General features: G+C 65.1%; 11 protein-coding genes and 1 pseudogene. 6 read left to right on the top strand and 6 right to left on the bottom strand.

Features of this window, described 5'->3' with window-relative positions; translation table 11 throughout:
- Nucleotides 1–16 precede the first annotated feature (16 nt).
- The 3 genes from ABOA88_RS02065 to ABOA88_RS02055 all read right to left on the bottom strand — a co-directional run bounded on the left by ABOA88_RS02065 (nt 17) and on the right by ABOA88_RS02055 (nt 2,384).
- The gene (locus ABOA88_RS02065) at nt 17–559 is read right to left on the bottom strand and encodes a YbhB/YbcL family Raf kinase inhibitor-like protein (RefSeq protein WP_367850899.1); all 543 of its coding nucleotides are present in this window, start codon (nt 557–559) and stop codon (nt 17–19) included.
- A 57-nt stretch (nt 560–616) separates the two neighbouring features.
- Nucleotides 617–937, bottom strand: coding sequence for a hypothetical protein (locus ABOA88_RS02060; protein WP_367850898.1), 321 nt, complete (start codon nt 935–937; stop codon nt 617–619).
- 142 nt (nt 938–1,079) lie between these two features.
- Nucleotides 1,080–2,384, bottom strand: coding sequence for an MFS transporter (locus ABOA88_RS02055; protein ID WP_196168471.1), 1,305 nt, complete (start codon nt 2,382–2,384; stop codon nt 1,080–1,082).
- 276 nt (nt 2,385–2,660) lie between these two features.
- Between ABOA88_RS02055 and ABOA88_RS02050 the strand changes: the two genes are divergently transcribed.
- From ABOA88_RS02050 to ABOA88_RS02040, 3 genes are all read left to right on the top strand, one after another.
- Nucleotides 2,661–3,536: an AEC family transporter gene (locus ABOA88_RS02050; protein ID WP_367850897.1), complete on the top strand. Its 876-nt coding sequence runs from the start codon at nt 2,661–2,663 to the stop codon at nt 3,534–3,536.
- Between the two features lie 142 nt (nt 3,537–3,678).
- The gene (ppk2, locus tag ABOA88_RS02045; RefSeq protein WP_070573793.1) at nt 3,679–4,497 is read left to right on the top strand and encodes a polyphosphate kinase 2; all 819 of its coding nucleotides are present in this window, start codon (nt 3,679–3,681) and stop codon (nt 4,495–4,497) included.
- A 10-nt stretch (nt 4,498–4,507) separates the two neighbouring features.
- Nucleotides 4,508–6,262, top strand: coding sequence for a SulP family inorganic anion transporter (locus tag ABOA88_RS02040; RefSeq protein WP_367850896.1), 1,755 nt, complete (start codon nt 4,508–4,510; stop codon nt 6,260–6,262).
- A 9-nt stretch (nt 6,263–6,271) separates the two neighbouring features.
- Here the strand turns inward: ABOA88_RS02040 and ABOA88_RS02035 are convergent, their stop codons facing one another.
- Both ABOA88_RS02035 and ABOA88_RS02030 read right to left on the bottom strand, forming a co-directional pair.
- Entirely contained in the window at nt 6,272–7,399 is a 1,128-nt protein-coding gene (locus ABOA88_RS02035; RefSeq protein WP_196168468.1) for an HlyD family secretion protein, read from the bottom strand.
- Nucleotides 7,399–9,045, bottom strand: a complete 1,647-nt coding sequence (locus ABOA88_RS02030; protein WP_196168467.1) for an MFS transporter — start codon at nt 9,043–9,045, stop codon at nt 7,399–7,401. The genes ABOA88_RS02035 and ABOA88_RS02030 overlap by 1 nt, the downstream gene beginning before the upstream one ends.
- Nucleotides 9,046–9,255: 210 nt before the next feature.
- Between ABOA88_RS02030 and ABOA88_RS02025 the strand changes: the two are divergent.
- The 3 genes and pseudogenes from ABOA88_RS02025 (at nt 9,256) to ABOA88_RS02015 (ending at nt 12,689) form a co-directional block, all read left to right on the top strand.
- Nucleotides 9,256–10,359: pseudogene (locus ABOA88_RS02025) on the top strand (polyamine ABC transporter substrate-binding protein).
- Between the two features lie 36 nt (nt 10,360–10,395).
- Nucleotides 10,396–11,814 carry an aminotransferase gene (locus tag ABOA88_RS02020; RefSeq protein ID WP_196168465.1) on the top strand — a complete coding sequence of 473 codons (1,419 nt, stop codon included), beginning with the start codon at nt 10,396–10,398 and terminating at the stop codon, nt 11,812–11,814.
- Nucleotides 11,815–11,867: 53 nt separating this feature from the next.
- Nucleotides 11,868–12,689 (top strand): helix-turn-helix domain-containing protein, encoded by an 822-nt coding sequence (locus ABOA88_RS02015; RefSeq protein ID WP_196168464.1) that lies wholly within the window; start codon nt 11,868–11,870, stop codon nt 12,687–12,689.
- Here ABOA88_RS02015 and ABOA88_RS02010 read toward each other — a convergent pair.
- A complete protein-coding gene (locus ABOA88_RS02010) occupies nt 12,664–13,596 on the bottom strand; it encodes an alpha/beta fold hydrolase (protein ID WP_367850895.1) in 933 nt (310 codons plus the stop codon). The two genes, ABOA88_RS02015 and ABOA88_RS02010, sit on opposite strands and share 26 nt — an antisense overlap.
- Between the last annotated feature and the right edge of the window lie 193 nt (nt 13,597–13,789).

Here is a 13,789-nt window from a genome sequence, read left to right as displayed (position 1 = left end):
CCCACGGGGTTCATCTTCAATGCCCGTATTTGCCGACGATGCTCTGTGCCCCTAGCGCATGCCCTTGCAGGGCCTCCATCAACCCCTGGCGGTCCAGCCCCGGAGGCAGGCCGCCGGGCTCGAGATCGGTGGCGATCAACGTGAGTACATAGTGGTGAGGATTGTCGCCGGCCGGCGGGCAGGGGCCGCGGTAAGTGGGGGTGCCTCGGGCGTTGCGCCCCAGGGTGAAAGTCTGGGTGCTCTGCCCGGCAGCGCCTTCGTCCAGGGCACCGACTGTCGGGTCGAGGTTGTAGACGATCCAGTGCACCACGCCCAGGCCCTTGCCGCCGTCGGGATCGAACATCACCAACGCCAGCGAGCGGGTGGTGTCGGGCAGGTTGTCCCAGCTCACCTGCGGCGAGCGCTGCTCACCGCTGCCACAGGCCGGATCCGGGCCGACCTGGGGCAGGGCGATGGTGCCGCCATCGGTGAACGACGATGAGCTGATCGTCAGGCCGGCGGGCGCTGCCGTCGCGGCGAGCGGCAAGAGGGCCGCGAGCAACCAGGGTGCGCAGTTCATGCCCCGTCCTCCACAGGATTTGGCCCAGAGTCTAGTCCAGGCCAATCCCCAGCGTGCTCAGCGGCTGTCCTGATCCTCGGCGGCACCGCCCGAGGCGCCTGCACCGGTGCCGGTGGCCTCGCCGGTGTTATTGGAGCCCCCGGTAGTGCCGTCAGGCACGTCAGAGCTGGAGTTGGTATCGGTGCTGTCGTTATCGCGGGTGCTATCAGGGTCGTTGACGCTGTTGCCTTGGCTCCTGGTGGTGCCTTGGGAATGCTCACCGGAGGAGTGGTCGGCCTTGGGGTGGGTGTCGGTGCCGTTCATATCGGTGGCGGCCAGGCTGGCAGTGGCGGTCAGGCTCAGGCACAGGGCGAGGAACAGGGGCTGGAAACGAACCATGGCGAATCTCCTGTCGGGATGATTGTCCTGTGTTCGGCCATGGGAGACGGGGCAGGGTGCCTTTCAGGCGACGGATGGTCAGGGGACAAAGAGGTGGGAGCGTCGGTTCGACGCTCCCACGGGGCCTTGCCGGGTCAGCCCATCAGGAGGAGGGTTCTGTGCGCGAGGATGGGGTCTCGCCGCTCGCTGTCTCGCCCATCGGCGGATGCTCTTGGGCCGCATGCATCAGTTCCTCGGTCACCCGCAGTTCGGCGCCGGTCGGCGAAAAGGTCGCCGTCGGTGCGAAGGGCGCTGGGTGTTCCGGGGCCGGGCGCTTGCCGCGGCGCCACAGGAAGAAACCCACCATCGCCAGGTTGATCACGGCAAAAGCCCAGAACAGCCCCGTCTCGCCGTAGACGTTCATCACCGGGGAGATCGCCAGCGGGGCCATCGATGAGCCCAGCGAGTTGATCAGCAGCAGGCCCTGGATCATCGGCACCAGCGCATCGGCCGGGGCACGGTCGGCCGCGCTGCTGACCGCCACCGGGTACAAGGCGAACACGCCGCCGCCGAGCAAGAACAGCATCGCTGGCAGCAACTGCGAGTCAGCCGGCAGCAGCACGATCACGACCGACAGCACGGTGCACATCGCCGCCAGGGCGACCAGCACGCTTTGCCGGTCCTTGCGGTCCGACCAACGCCCTACAGGATATTGAAGCAACATGGCGCCGAGGATCACCCAGGCCATCATGTTGCCGACCTCGCCCACGTCCAGGCCGATGCGTTGCAGGTACAGCGGCAGGAGGGCGTAGATCCCGGCGATGGCCACGCCCGAGCCAAAGCAGCCGACCAGGCCGGTCGGGGCGATGCCCAGGAGCTGACGCGGCTTGAGCGGTTCGACCTGATCGAGCAGCGGCGAGACCCGCGGCAGAATTACGATCGGCAGCACCGACAGGGTGGCGAGCATGCCGGCGACCATGAACGGTGCGGTCTCGCCCCAGCCGGTGACTTCGCCCAGCGTTGCCTGGGCCAGCACCCCGGCGCCGTAGAAGGCAATCATGTACAGCGCCAGCAGACGGCCGCGTATCTTCGGATCGCCGGCCAGCAGCAGCCAGCTCTCGATGACCAGGAACACACCGACCGCGGCCCAGCCGTTGATCAGGCGCAGGGCGAACCACCAGGTGGTGTCGTAGAACAAACCCTGCAGCAGGATGGTCGCGGCGATCAGCGAGGCGAAGCTGGTGTAGGCACGGATATGGCCAATGCGCAGGATCAACCGGTCGTTGAAGATCGCCCCGAGTGTCAGGCCGATGAAGTAGGCCGACGAGACGATGCCGATCATGGTGGCCGATTCGCCGGCCGAGCCCAGGCGCAACGTGGTGAGGGAGGACAGGAAGCCGTTGCCCAGGGCAATGATGAACAGCCCGAGCAGGGGTGCCAGCGCCATGGCCAGCAAACGCGGAGACATAGTTACCTCTAGTTGGAAAACGCCGAAAGTGTGCCTTTTCGGTGGGCGCAAGGGCTGCGCGGGTATGCCTGGCTGTCGGTGCGAGCGAGGTGCGGCTCAACCGTCTGCAATGACGGCATGGCCGGGGGGGCGAAAAGGAGGCGCGATTCTAAGGCCTGGGCGGGGGCCAGGTCCTGCGACCAGAAGCCGCACCGAGTCGAGGCTTGGCCAAAGCGTTTTCACCGTTCTGGAAGGAAAACCGCATAATGGCGCTTCGACTCCTGGGGGATCCGTTTCATGCTGGCTTCGTTGTTCGCCGTCCTGGCGCCTGTCTTCATCGTTGCCGGCATCGGCTATGGCTGGGCCCGCCGTGGTCTGGACTACCCCACCGAATTCATCGCCCGCATCGTCATGACGGTCGGCACCCCATCACTGGTGCTCTCGACCCTCAGCCGCACGCAACTGGACCCCGCAGCCTTCACCAGCATGGCCATCGCGTGCGTGCTGTGCATGCTGGGCATGGCGCTGGCCGGGTTTCTCGTCAGCCGCGCTTCGGGCCAGCATTGGCGCGTACTGATGCCTGCATTCATGTTTCCCAACACCGGCAACATGGGCTTGCCGATCAGCCTGTATGCCTTCGGCGAGCATGGCCTGGCGCTGGCGGTGGCGTTCTTTCTGACCTTGTCGATCTTCCAGTTCACCTTAGGCATCGCCATGTCCGGGGCCAGCGCGTCGTTCAAGGCCCTGCTGCGCAACCCGATCGTGATCAGCCTGGCGGGAGCCCTGCCGATCATCTTCCTGGACCTGGAACTGCCACGCTGGCTGGCCAACACCGCGGACCTGCTCGGCGGCATGACCATCCCCTTGATGTTGCTCACCTTGGGTGTGTCCCTGGCCAGCATCCGCCTTCACCACGTGGGCAGTGGCCTGTTACTGGGTGGTCTGCGCATCGTGCTGGGGGCGGCAGTGGGTTGGGGCGTGGGCACTGCGCTGGGGCTGGAATCGTTGGAGCGTGCGGTGCTGGTGGTGCAGTCTTCCATGCCGGTGGCGGTGTTCAACTACCTGTTGGCGGTGCGGGCAAATCGGTCTCCCGAACAGGTGGCCAATCTGGTGATGTGCTCGACGGTGCTGTCCTTCGCCTGGCTGCCAGCGGTGCTGGCCTGGTGGCTATAGGCCGCGGCTGCGGCATCCTGTCCTGCCCACAGGCAAAGTGCCACGGCTCATCCATACTCCACTGACCTGCCGCACTCAGGGGTCAGGCTCAGGCGTCACCGGCGCTGCCGGGACAACCAACGGTTTGCAAGGGGAGTAGGCGATGGCCAAGGCTGTGAACAAGAAGCACAAGGACGAGCTGCCGGAGAAACTGGGGCGCAAAACCTACGAACAGGAGCTCAAGCGCCTGCACGTGGAGCTGGTCAAGCTCCAGCAGTGGGTGGTGGCCAAAGGGCTCAAGGTGTGCGTTGTCTTCGAGGGGCGCGACGGCGCCGGCAAGGGCGGGACGATCAAGGCCCTCACTGAACGGGTCAGCCCTCGCGTCTTTCGTGTGGTGGCGCTGCCGGCGCCGACCGAGCGCGAGAAAACCCAGATCTACGCCCAGCGCTACCTGACCCATTTGCCGGCGGCCGGCGAGGTGGTGATCTTCGACCGCAGTTGGTACAACCGCGCCGGCGTCGAGCGGGTGATGGGCTTTTGCACCGAAGAGCAGGCGCACAAGTTTCTCGCCGTGGTGCCGCTGTTCGAGCGGATGATGGTCGACTCGGGGATCATCCTGATCAAGTACTGGCTGGAGGTGAGCGCCGAGGAGCAGACCCGCCGCCTGCAAGATCGCATCAACGATGGCCGCAAGCTGTGGAAGCTCTCTCCCATGGACATCAAGTCCTACACCCGCTGGGACGATTACACCCGTGCTCGCGACGACATGTTCGCCGCCTCCGATTCGTCCTGGGCGCCGTGGTTCATGGCGCGCTCCGAAGACAAGCGCAAGGCGCGGCTGAACATCATCAGCCACTTCCTGCAGCAGATCCCTTACCAGGACCTGAGTGCCAAGCAGAAGATCGCCCTGCCCAAGCGCGGCAAGATCGGCAAGTACAAGGCGGTGCCGTACCCGTTCAAGATGGTCTCCGAGCGATACTGAGGCCAAACGCATGGACACCTCGACACCACCGCCAAAGCCCTTGGCCTATGCGGCGCAGCCGGTCGACCGTGGCTGGCAGCGCTGGATACCGGGCTTGCGTGTGGCGCGCCAGTACCCGATGGCGTGGCTGCCCAAGGATTTGGTCGCAGGGCTGGTGCTCACCGCCATGCTGGTGCCGGTCGGTATCGCCTACGCGCAGGCGTCCGGCGTACCGGGCATCCACGGCCTGTACGCGACCATCGTGCCCTTGCTGGCCTACGCACTGTTCGGACCCAGCCGCATCCTGGTGCTGGGCCCGGACTCGGCGCTGGTGCCGATCATCCTGGCCGTGGTGCTGCCCTTGGCGGCGGGCGATCCGGGGCGGGCCGTCACCCTGGCGGCGGCCATGGCGCTGGTCTCGGGGCTGATCTGCATCGGCGCGGGCCTGTTGCGCCTGGGCTTCATCACCGAGTTGCTGTCCAAACCCATCCGTTATGGCTACATGAACGGCATCGCCCTGGCGGTGCTGGTGAGCCAGGCGCCCAAGCTGTTCGGCATCTCCGGGCAGAGCACCGGGCCGCTGCGCGATACCCTGCAGTTGGTCAACGCCCTGCTGGACGGTAAGGCCAACTGGCATGCCTTCGCCCTGGGGGCGGGTACGCTGGTGATCATTCTGTTGCTCAAGCGCTGGGAGCGCTTGCCGGGCATCCTGATCGCCGTGGTGGCCGCGACTGTGGTCTCCGGGCTGATGGGGCTGGAGGCCGCCCACGCGGTGAAGGTGGTGGGGTCGTTGCCCCAGGGCCTGCCAGGGTTCGCGTTGCCATTGATCGGCTTCAATGACCTGGCCACCGTGGTCATCGGTGGCGCGGCGGTGGCGTTGGTGTCGTTCGCCGACACCAGCGTGCTGTCGCGCACCTACGCCGCCAAGACCCGCTCCCAGGTCGACCCGAACCAGGAAATGGTCGGGCTGGGGCTGGCCAATCTGGCGTCGGGGTTCTTCCAGGGCATTCCCATCAGCAGCAGTTCGTCCCGCACGCCGGTGGCCGAGGCGGCGGGGGCGCGCAGCCAGCTGGCCGGTGTGTTCGGCGCCCTGGGCGTGGCGGCGTTGCTGGTGCTTGCGCCTGATCTGTTGCGCCACCTGCCGCAAAGCGCCCTGGCGGCGGTGGTGATCGCCGCGGCTATTGGGCTGTTCGAGTTCAAGGACCTGGCGCGGATCTACCGCATCCAACGCTGGGAGTTCTGGCTGTCCATCACCTGCTTCGTCGGGGTGGCGGTGTTTGGCGCGGTGCCGGGCATCGGCATTGCGGTGGTCATCGCGGTGATCGAGTTTCTCTGGGACGGCTGGCGGCCGCATTACGCGGTGCTGGGCCGGGTCGACGGCATCCGTGGCTACCACGATGTGTCCCGCTATCCCCATGCACGCCGGGTGCCGGGCCTGGTGCTGTTTCGCTGGGATGCGCCGCTGTTCTTCGCCAATGCCGAGCTGTTCCAGCACTGCGTGCTGGAGGCCGTCGCCCGGTCGGACGGCGAGGTGCGGCGGGTGGTGGTCGCGGCGGAACCGGTGACCAGCGTGGACGTTACCTCCGCCGACATGCTCGTGGAACTCGAGCAGACCCTGCGCGAGGCCGGTGTGGAGCTGCATTTTGCCGAGGTCAAGGACCCGGTGAGGGACAAACTGCTGCGCCTTGAAGTGCTGAGCCACATCGGCAGCGACATCTTCCAGCCCACGGTGGGCGCTGCGGTGGACACCTACCTGCAGGACCACGCCGTGGATTGGACCCCCTGAGCGGGCGGATCACTCGCGGGTATCGATGCTCACCACCACCGACATCCCTGGCCGCAGCCGCTTGGCATCCGGCTGGTCGGGATCGACGGTGATGCGCACCGGAATGCGCTGGGCAATCTTCACGAAGTTGCCGGTGGCGTTGTCGGCCTGCAGCAGGGCGAACTCGGAGCCGGTGGCCGGCGAGATCTGCTGCACCTGCCCCCGCAGCTTGAGGTGGTCGAGCGCATCGACGGTGAAGGTGGCCGGTTGGCCGATGCGCACGTGGGCCATCTGGGTTTCCTTCATGTTGGCGATGACCCACAGCGTGTCGGGTACCAGCGCCATCAACTGTGCTCCTGAGTTGACATAGGCGCCCAGGCGCGTGCCGATCTGCCCCAGCTGACCGTCGCGCGGGGCGGTCACACGGGTGTTGTCCAGGTCGATGCGGGCCAGCTCCACCGAGGCCTTGGCGTTTTCCACGGCCGCTTCCAGCGCCGCGCGGTTGACCACTACGGTTTCTTTGTCCTGCCGGGCGATTTCCAGTGCCGCCTTGGCCTGTTCCAGGTTGGCGACTGCGCCAGCGTGGCTGGCACGGCTCAGGTCCAGTTCCCGGCGAGACACCGAGCCATCGCTGACCAGTGCCTGGTTGCGGCGCAGGTCGGCCTGGGCCTTGTCCGCCTGGGCGGTGGCATCGAGGATGGCCGCTTCGCGCTGGGTGATGGCCGCCTCGGCGCTCTTGCGCTGTTGCAGGTTGTTGGCCAGCGCCGCCTGTTGCTGTTGCAATTGGGCGATGGATTGGGCCAGACGCTGGGTGTAGATGCGATCGTCCAGGCGCACCAGCAGATCGCCACGTTTGACGAACTGGAAGTCATGCACCGGCACCTCGACGATATAACCGGGCAGTTGCGGGCCGATGATCGTCACCTGGCCACGGACCAGGGCGTTCTCGGTGCTTTCGATGGCGCTGCTGAACGGTGGCAGGCGCCAGGCATAGAGCACCAGCAGGATGCCGGCCAGCGCAACGCAGGCAAAGCTGAGTGAGGAGAGCAAGCGTACCCGGCGCGTGCGTGTCTGATCGCCCGGCCCGCTGGGTGGGGCGGTGCCTTCCGGGGTTTCGGCGATGGCGGTGGTGGTCGTGGACTGGGTGGGTTGGGTCATCAGGTCGAAGCGCCACTGGAGGTGTCGGGGGAGGCCATCGGCTGCGCCGCGCGGCGCAGCCAGTAGCTGCGAATCAGAATCCAGATCATGGTCGCCACGGCTATGGCGCCGATGAGCATGAATACATCGTTGTAGGCCAGGATGTTGGCCTCGCGGGTCGCCGCACTGGCCAGCAGACGCGTGCCGACCTCGGTGCGCAAGGCGGGGTCGGCGATCAGGCCGGCGTAACCGGCACCGCCGCCCTGGACCCTGGCGTTGACCAGCGGTTCGAGCGTACTCAGGCGCTCGACCAGGTTGCTGGAGTGGAACTTCTCCCGCGCGGTCTGGAAGGTGCCGAGCAACGCTGCACCGATCAGCCCGCCGAGGTTGTTGCAGATCCCGAACATCACCGAGAAGCTCACCAGGTTGCGCGGGTTGGCGCGTACGTGACTGATGCCCAGGGCCATGGATGGGCCGAGGAAGAACGTGCTGCCGAAGGCCAGCAGGAACTGGCTCAGGTACATCTGCTCGGGCCGGGTCAGGTTGCTGGAGCTCGAATCCATGAAGGCCCCGGTGGCCATCGCCGCCAGCGAGATGAACAGCGGTGTGACCAGGTGCGCCGGGTTGATGGTCAGGGCGCTGGTCGCAAGGCCCGTGGCCGCGCCCAGCAGCATGATCCAGTACAGGCTGCGCATCTGTTCGCTGCTCATGTTCAGGGCCTGCAGAAAGCCCACCGCGCCGGTAGATTGCTCGGAGGTGACCATGCGGATCAGCACCACGCACAAGGCCAGCCGCACCACCGCGCCGCTGCCCAGCCAGCGCGTCATCAACAACGGGTTGGTGCGGTTGTGCTCGATGGCTAGGCCCGAGCACACCAGGGCGATGGATGACGCCAGGGCCACGCCGATCCAGGGCGCCTCAAGCCACCAGTCGATGCGCCCGAGCGACAGCACGGCGCAGAGCAGGGCAGTGCCGCTGGCCATCAGCGAGAAGGTCAGAAAATCCAAAGGTTCGAAGGTCTTGAAGCGATCCCCCGGTGGCAATTTGAGCTGCAGCACGCAGCCCAGCGCGGCCAGCGCCAGGCCCAGTTCGAACATGTAGAGGCCACGCCATTCGGCGATTTGCAACAGGTCTTCGGAAAACACCCGGGCCAGGGGCACCGCCAGTTGCGAGGCGCCCAGGCCCAGCACCATGGCCTTGAGCCGCCATTGGGCAGGGAAGGCCTGGATCATGTAGTAAAGGCCCAACGAGCTCAGGGCCGCACCGACCATGCCGTGGGCGGCGCGAACCGCGATGGCTGAGTTCAGGTCGTTGACGAACAAATGGGCGAAGGTGACCAGGGCGTAGAGCACCAGGAAGACTTCGGTGAAGGCGCGCAGGCCGAACTGCTGACGAAACTTCACCAGCAGCAGGTTCATCGAGACGTTGGTCATCACGAACGCGGCGGGCAGCCAGGCCATCTCGGCGCTGGTCGCGCCCAGGGCCCCCTGCAGGAAGGACAGGTTGGCGGTGACCAAGGCATTGCCCAGGCCGCCGGTGATCGCCACCAAAAGGCCCACCGCACCGTAGGCCAGGCGTTTGCCGGGGGCGTGCAGGGGCGTGGAAGGTGAGCCCGGCAGACTGGGCTTTTCGTGGGGGAGCCACTGGCGTGGCGTGTATTTGTCCATGCGTGATCCAGCCCTTGGTCGCGTGGAAAACTCTACGCGACTCGCGGTAGGAATGAAAACACCGGTGCCAAGCCTTTGGGGTACTTGGCACTCCATCGCAGCGGCCCGAGAATCCAGGCGACCCACACATTCGGGGTATGTTCCCCTTCGCCGATTGTCCCGATAGTAGGTCCACCGGCTCATCCCGAGCAGTCACACGATGGAGTTGCTATGGGCAAGGCACAGAAGGTGATTGGCAGTCTGTTGCTGACGTGCGCCACTGCCGTCACGCAGGCGGCGCAAGAGAACACCAGCAATACGCTGCGGTTGTACAACTGGACCGACTATATCGGCGAAACCACCCTGGCCGATTTCGAGAAAGCCACAGGCATCAAGGTGATCTACGACACTTTCGATGGCTATGAGACCGTGCAGACCAAGCTGCTCACCGGCCGCTCTGGCTACGATCTGGTCATGCTCAATGCCTCCCTGGTGCCACCACTGATCCAGGCGGGGGTGTTCCAGCCCCTGGACAAGCGCCAATTGCCCAGTTGGCACAACCTCGACGCCAAGGTGGTCGATGAGCTGCAAGGCTACGACCCAGGTTTGAAGTACTCGGCGCCTTACACCTGGGGCAGTTCCGGGGTGACCTACAACGTCGAGAAGATCAAGGCACGCATGCCCGATGCGCCGATCGGTTCGCTGGCCATGCTGTTCGACCCCAAGATCGTCTCGCGCTTCGCCGATTGCGGCGTCACCTTGATGGACGCGCCCAGCGAAGTCATTCCGCTGGCCCTGCAATACCTGGGCAAGGACCCGCACAGCGCCGCACCCGCCGACCTGAAGGCCGCCGAGAAGCTGCTGATGGGCATACGCCCCTACATCAAGAAGTTCGATTCGGTGAACTACCTTACCAGCCTGCCCAACGGGGATGTCTGCATGGCCCTGACCTGGTCCGGTGACTACGCCACCGCTCAGGCCCGCGCCGAGGAGGCGAAAAAGAACATCACCTTGGACTTCTTCATTCCCTAGGAAGGCTCGCTGATCTGGTTCGACAACCTCTACCTGCCCAAGGACGCGCCCCACGTGGCCAATGCGCACCGTTTCATCGAGTTCCTGCTGCAGCCGCAGACCATGGCCAAGGTGACCAACTACATCCATTACGCCAACAGTAATGGCGCCGCCACGGCCCTGGTGCAGGCGGACATCCGCGACAACCCGGCCATCTACCCCGACGACGCCACCCGTGGCCGTCTGTTCGCCCAGAAGACCCAAGCCCCTCGGGACATGCGTGCCATCACCCGGGTGTGGAGCACGGTCAAGACCGGTTACTGAGTTCTTTTTCTTCGTTTTCTGCCAAGGAGCTGCCCTATGGCCATGCCCAGCAAAGCATTCGCTTCGACACCTGCCCAGGACGCGTTGGTGGAGGCCGACAAGGCTCACTACATGCACGGCTACCACATGTTCGACGAGCACCGTGAGCAAGGCGCGTTGAACATCGTGGCCGGGGAGGGCGCCTATATCCGCGACACCGAGGGCAACCGCTTCCTCGATGCCGTGGGCGGCATGTGGTGTACCAACATCGGCCTGGGCCGTGAGGAAATGGCCCTGGCCATCGCCGACCAGGTGCGCAAGCTGGCTTATTCCAACCCGTTCTCCGACATGGCCAACGACGTGGCCATCGCGTTGTGCCAGAAGCTCGCCCAGCTGGCCCCCGGCGACCTGAACCATGTGTTTCTCACCACCGGCGGCTCGACCGCGGTGGACACCGCCTACCGGCTGATCCAGTACTACCAGAACTGCCGTGGCAAGCCGAACAAGAAGCACATCATCGCACGCTACAACGCCTACCACGGCTCCACCACCCTGACCATGTCGATCGGCAACAAGGCCGCCGACCGGGTACCGGAGTTCGATTACGCACACCCGCTGATTCACCACGTCTCCAACCCCAACCCTTACCGCGCCCCGGATGACATGGACGAGGCCGAGTTTCTCGACTTCCTGGTGGCCGAGTTCGAGGACAAGATCCTCTCGCTGGGCCCGGACAACGTCGCGGCCTTCTTCGCCGAGCCGATCATGGGCTCGGGTGGGGTGATCATTCCGCCCAAGGGCTACTTCCTGCGCATGTGGCAGCTGTGCCAGACCTACGACATCCTGTTCGTCGCCGACGAAGTGGTGACGTCCTTCGGGCGGCTGGGCACCTTCTTCGCCAGTGAGGAGCTGTTCGGGGTGCAACCGGACATCATCACCACCGCCAAGGGCCTGACCTCGGCCTATTTGCCGCTGGGGGCGTGCATTTTCTCCGAGCGGATCTGGCAGGTGATCGCCGAGCCAGGCAAAGGCCGCTGCTTCACCCACGGCTTCACCTACAGCGGTCACCCGGTGTGCTGTACCGCAGCGCTGAAGAACATCGAGATCATCGAGCGCGAGCATCTGCTGGACCACGTCAATGACGTGGGCGCCTACCTGGAGCAGCGCCTGGCGACCCTGCGCGACCTGCCGCTGGTGGGGGATGTGCGCTGCCTGAAACTGATGGCCTGTGTCGAGTTCGTGGCCGACAAAGCCAGTAAGGCGCTGTTCGACGATGCGGTGAACATCGGCGAGCGTATCCACCGCAAAGCCCAGGCCAAGGGGCTGCTGGTGCGGCCGATCATGCACCTGAACGTGATGTCGCCACCGCTGGTGATCACCCATGCCCAGGTCGACGAGATCGTCGAGATCCTCCGTCAGTGCATACTCGACACCGCCCAGGAGCTGCGCAGCGAAGGGCTGTACCACGGCCAATGATCCACCTGAGACAGGCTGTGCGGGAGCATGTCCGGCAGGCTAGACTGCCGGGCATGACCCAGCCTACCCCCGACACCCCCATCACCCTGACCTTCGGCGCCCTGCAGCAGTGGCATGCTGCCTTGCAGCACGCGTTCGCCCACAGCGACACGCCCGATGCCTTGGCCCATCTGGCCGCAGCCATCGGGCAACTGGTTTGCGTGGAGTCGATGATGATCAGCCTGGAGTGCCGGGGGCGCGCGCCGCGGTTGCTGTACCAGCAGGGCATTCCCGAATGCCATCGCGATGCAGTGCTCAATCGCTATTTCGCCGCAGGCTACCTGCTCGACCCGTTCTGCCTGGCGGTGGAGAACGGGCTGGCTGAAGGCTTCTATCACCTGGAAGACATCGCGCCGGACAACTTCTTCGACAGCGACTACTACAAGGCCTATTACCTAGGCACCGGCTGCAGCGAAGACAGTTACTTCATCGCCGATATCGCCGAGGACCGCAAAGTCTCGCTGAGCCTGTTCCAGGGGTGCAGCGGCACACGCCTGAGCGCTGCGCAACTGGACCTGCTGCGGGCGGTGGAGCCGATGGTGCGCGAACTGTTGGGGCGCTATGCACATGCCCACCTGTTGGAAGCCCCGCAGGCCACCGAGCCCGGCGGCCTGCAGGCGGCGTTCGACAGCTTCGGCTGCCAGGTGCTCACCGACCGTGAGCGCGAAGTGGCGCACATGATCCTGCGCGGGCACTCGGTCAAGTCCACGGCCATCGAGCTGGGCATCTCACCGGAAACGGTTCGCATGCACCGCAAGAACCTCTACCTGAAGCTCGAGATCAACTCCCAATCCGAGTTGTTCGCCCGATTCATCGACTGGTTGCGCCAGGGCTGACCCGCGCAGTCTCTTCAGCGGTGCTGGCTAAAAAGGCGTTGATCTGTTCGGCGGCGGCCTGTGGGTGCTCCCAGGCCAGGTTGTGACCGGCATCGGCGAAGGCGTGGAACCTGGCCTGAGGCAGGGCCTGACGTAGCGCGGTTTGGGCATTGGCATCGAACAGCGAATCCTGGCTGCCGTGCAGAATCAACACCGGTGCCTTGAGTTTGGGCAGGTCACGGCCGAATTCGGTGACCTGCAAGGCGTGCAGCACGCCACGCCAGACCTGCAAGGGCACGGCGGCGCTTTCGACCCGCTCCCGGGCGATGAAGTCCGCATCGACCGGCAGCGGGTTGGCGTACCACTCACGCATGAAGGGCGAGTCGGGGTCGATCGGCGCCTTGAGCGCGGCGATCTGGGTGGCCAGCCAACCGCCTTCCTGGCTCATCTCGGTGGTGGAGTCGGTACTCGATACCAGCACCACCTTGTCGACCCGCTCGGGGTATTGCTCGGCCAAGGTCTGGGCGAGGATGCTGCCCAGCGAGTGCCCAACCAGGCTGGCCTTGGCGATGCCCAGGCGGTCGAGCAGCAGACGGATGTCATAGGCCATGTCGTTCAGGGTGTAGCAGCATTCGGGCGCGCTGCTGCGCCCATGGCCGCGCAGGTCGACGGCGATGATCCGGTAACGCGTGTCCAGGTAGGGCAGGGTCAAGCTCCAGGAGCGGGCATTGTCGGTGAACCCATGCAGCAGCACCAATGCCGGGCCTTTCGGATCGCCGGCCTCGTAATAGGCCAGGGTGGTGCCGTTGGGCAGCAAGGTCTGCTGCTTTTGGCTGGCGAAGCGTTGTTGATCGATCGGTTGTGGCTGGGCGTGGCCTTGGGTGGTGAACAAGGTCAGGGCCAGCAGTAGAGCAGGGGGCAGGCGCATCGTGTTGTCTCCAGTCTCTAGGGGCTGGCCAGGACTATTGTTTTTCTTGAAGGGTGGGCCTGTTCCGGTAACGACGACAGCGCTGTCAATGCTCGCCAAACATACCTGTGGGCGACATGTGTCGTTTCTGGAATCGCGTTGTGCCTGCATTCGGGCATTCAATGTGCTGCCGGGCTGTCTGTGTGGGAGCTTC

Origin of the sequence: Pseudomonas sp. PKS (genome assembly GCF_051913525.1) — a bacterium.
Taxonomy (GTDB): Bacteria; Pseudomonadota; Gammaproteobacteria; order Pseudomonadales; family Pseudomonadaceae; genus Aquipseudomonas; species Aquipseudomonas guariconensis_D.
This window is presented reverse-complemented; position numbering and strand designations above follow the sequence as displayed.

Excerpts from the sequence above, each read along its gene's own strand:
- ABOA88_RS02020 (WP_196168465.1), top strand. The coding sequence starts at position 10,396 with ATGGCCATGCCCAGCAAAGCATTCGCTTCGACACCTGCCCAGGACGCG.
- ABOA88_RS02035 (WP_196168468.1), bottom strand. The coding sequence starts at position 7,399 with ATGACCCAACCCACCCAGTCCACGACCACCACCGCCATCGCCGAAACC.
- ABOA88_RS02015 (WP_196168464.1), top strand. The coding sequence starts at position 11,868 with ATGACCCAGCCTACCCCCGACACCCCCATCACCCTGACCTTCGGCGCC.
- ABOA88_RS02050 (WP_367850897.1), top strand. The coding sequence starts at position 2,661 with ATGCTGGCTTCGTTGTTCGCCGTCCTGGCGCCTGTCTTCATCGTTGCC.
- ABOA88_RS02065 (WP_367850899.1), bottom strand. The coding sequence starts at position 559 with ATGAACTGCGCACCCTGGTTGCTCGCGGCCCTCTTGCCGCTCGCCGCG.
- ppk2 (WP_070573793.1), top strand. The coding sequence starts at position 3,679 with ATGGCCAAGGCTGTGAACAAGAAGCACAAGGACGAGCTGCCGGAGAAA.
- ABOA88_RS02040 (WP_367850896.1), top strand. The coding sequence starts at position 4,508 with ATGGACACCTCGACACCACCGCCAAAGCCCTTGGCCTATGCGGCGCAG.
- ABOA88_RS02055 (WP_196168471.1), bottom strand. The coding sequence starts at position 2,384 with ATGTCTCCGCGTTTGCTGGCCATGGCGCTGGCACCCCTGCTCGGGCTG.
- ABOA88_RS02010 (WP_367850895.1), bottom strand. The coding sequence starts at position 13,596 with ATGCGCCTGCCCCCTGCTCTACTGCTGGCCCTGACCTTGTTCACCACC.
- ABOA88_RS02060 (WP_367850898.1), bottom strand. The coding sequence starts at position 937 with ATGGTTCGTTTCCAGCCCCTGTTCCTCGCCCTGTGCCTGAGCCTGACC.
- ABOA88_RS02030 (WP_196168467.1), bottom strand. The coding sequence starts at position 9,045 with ATGGACAAATACACGCCACGCCAGTGGCTCCCCCACGAAAAGCCCAGT.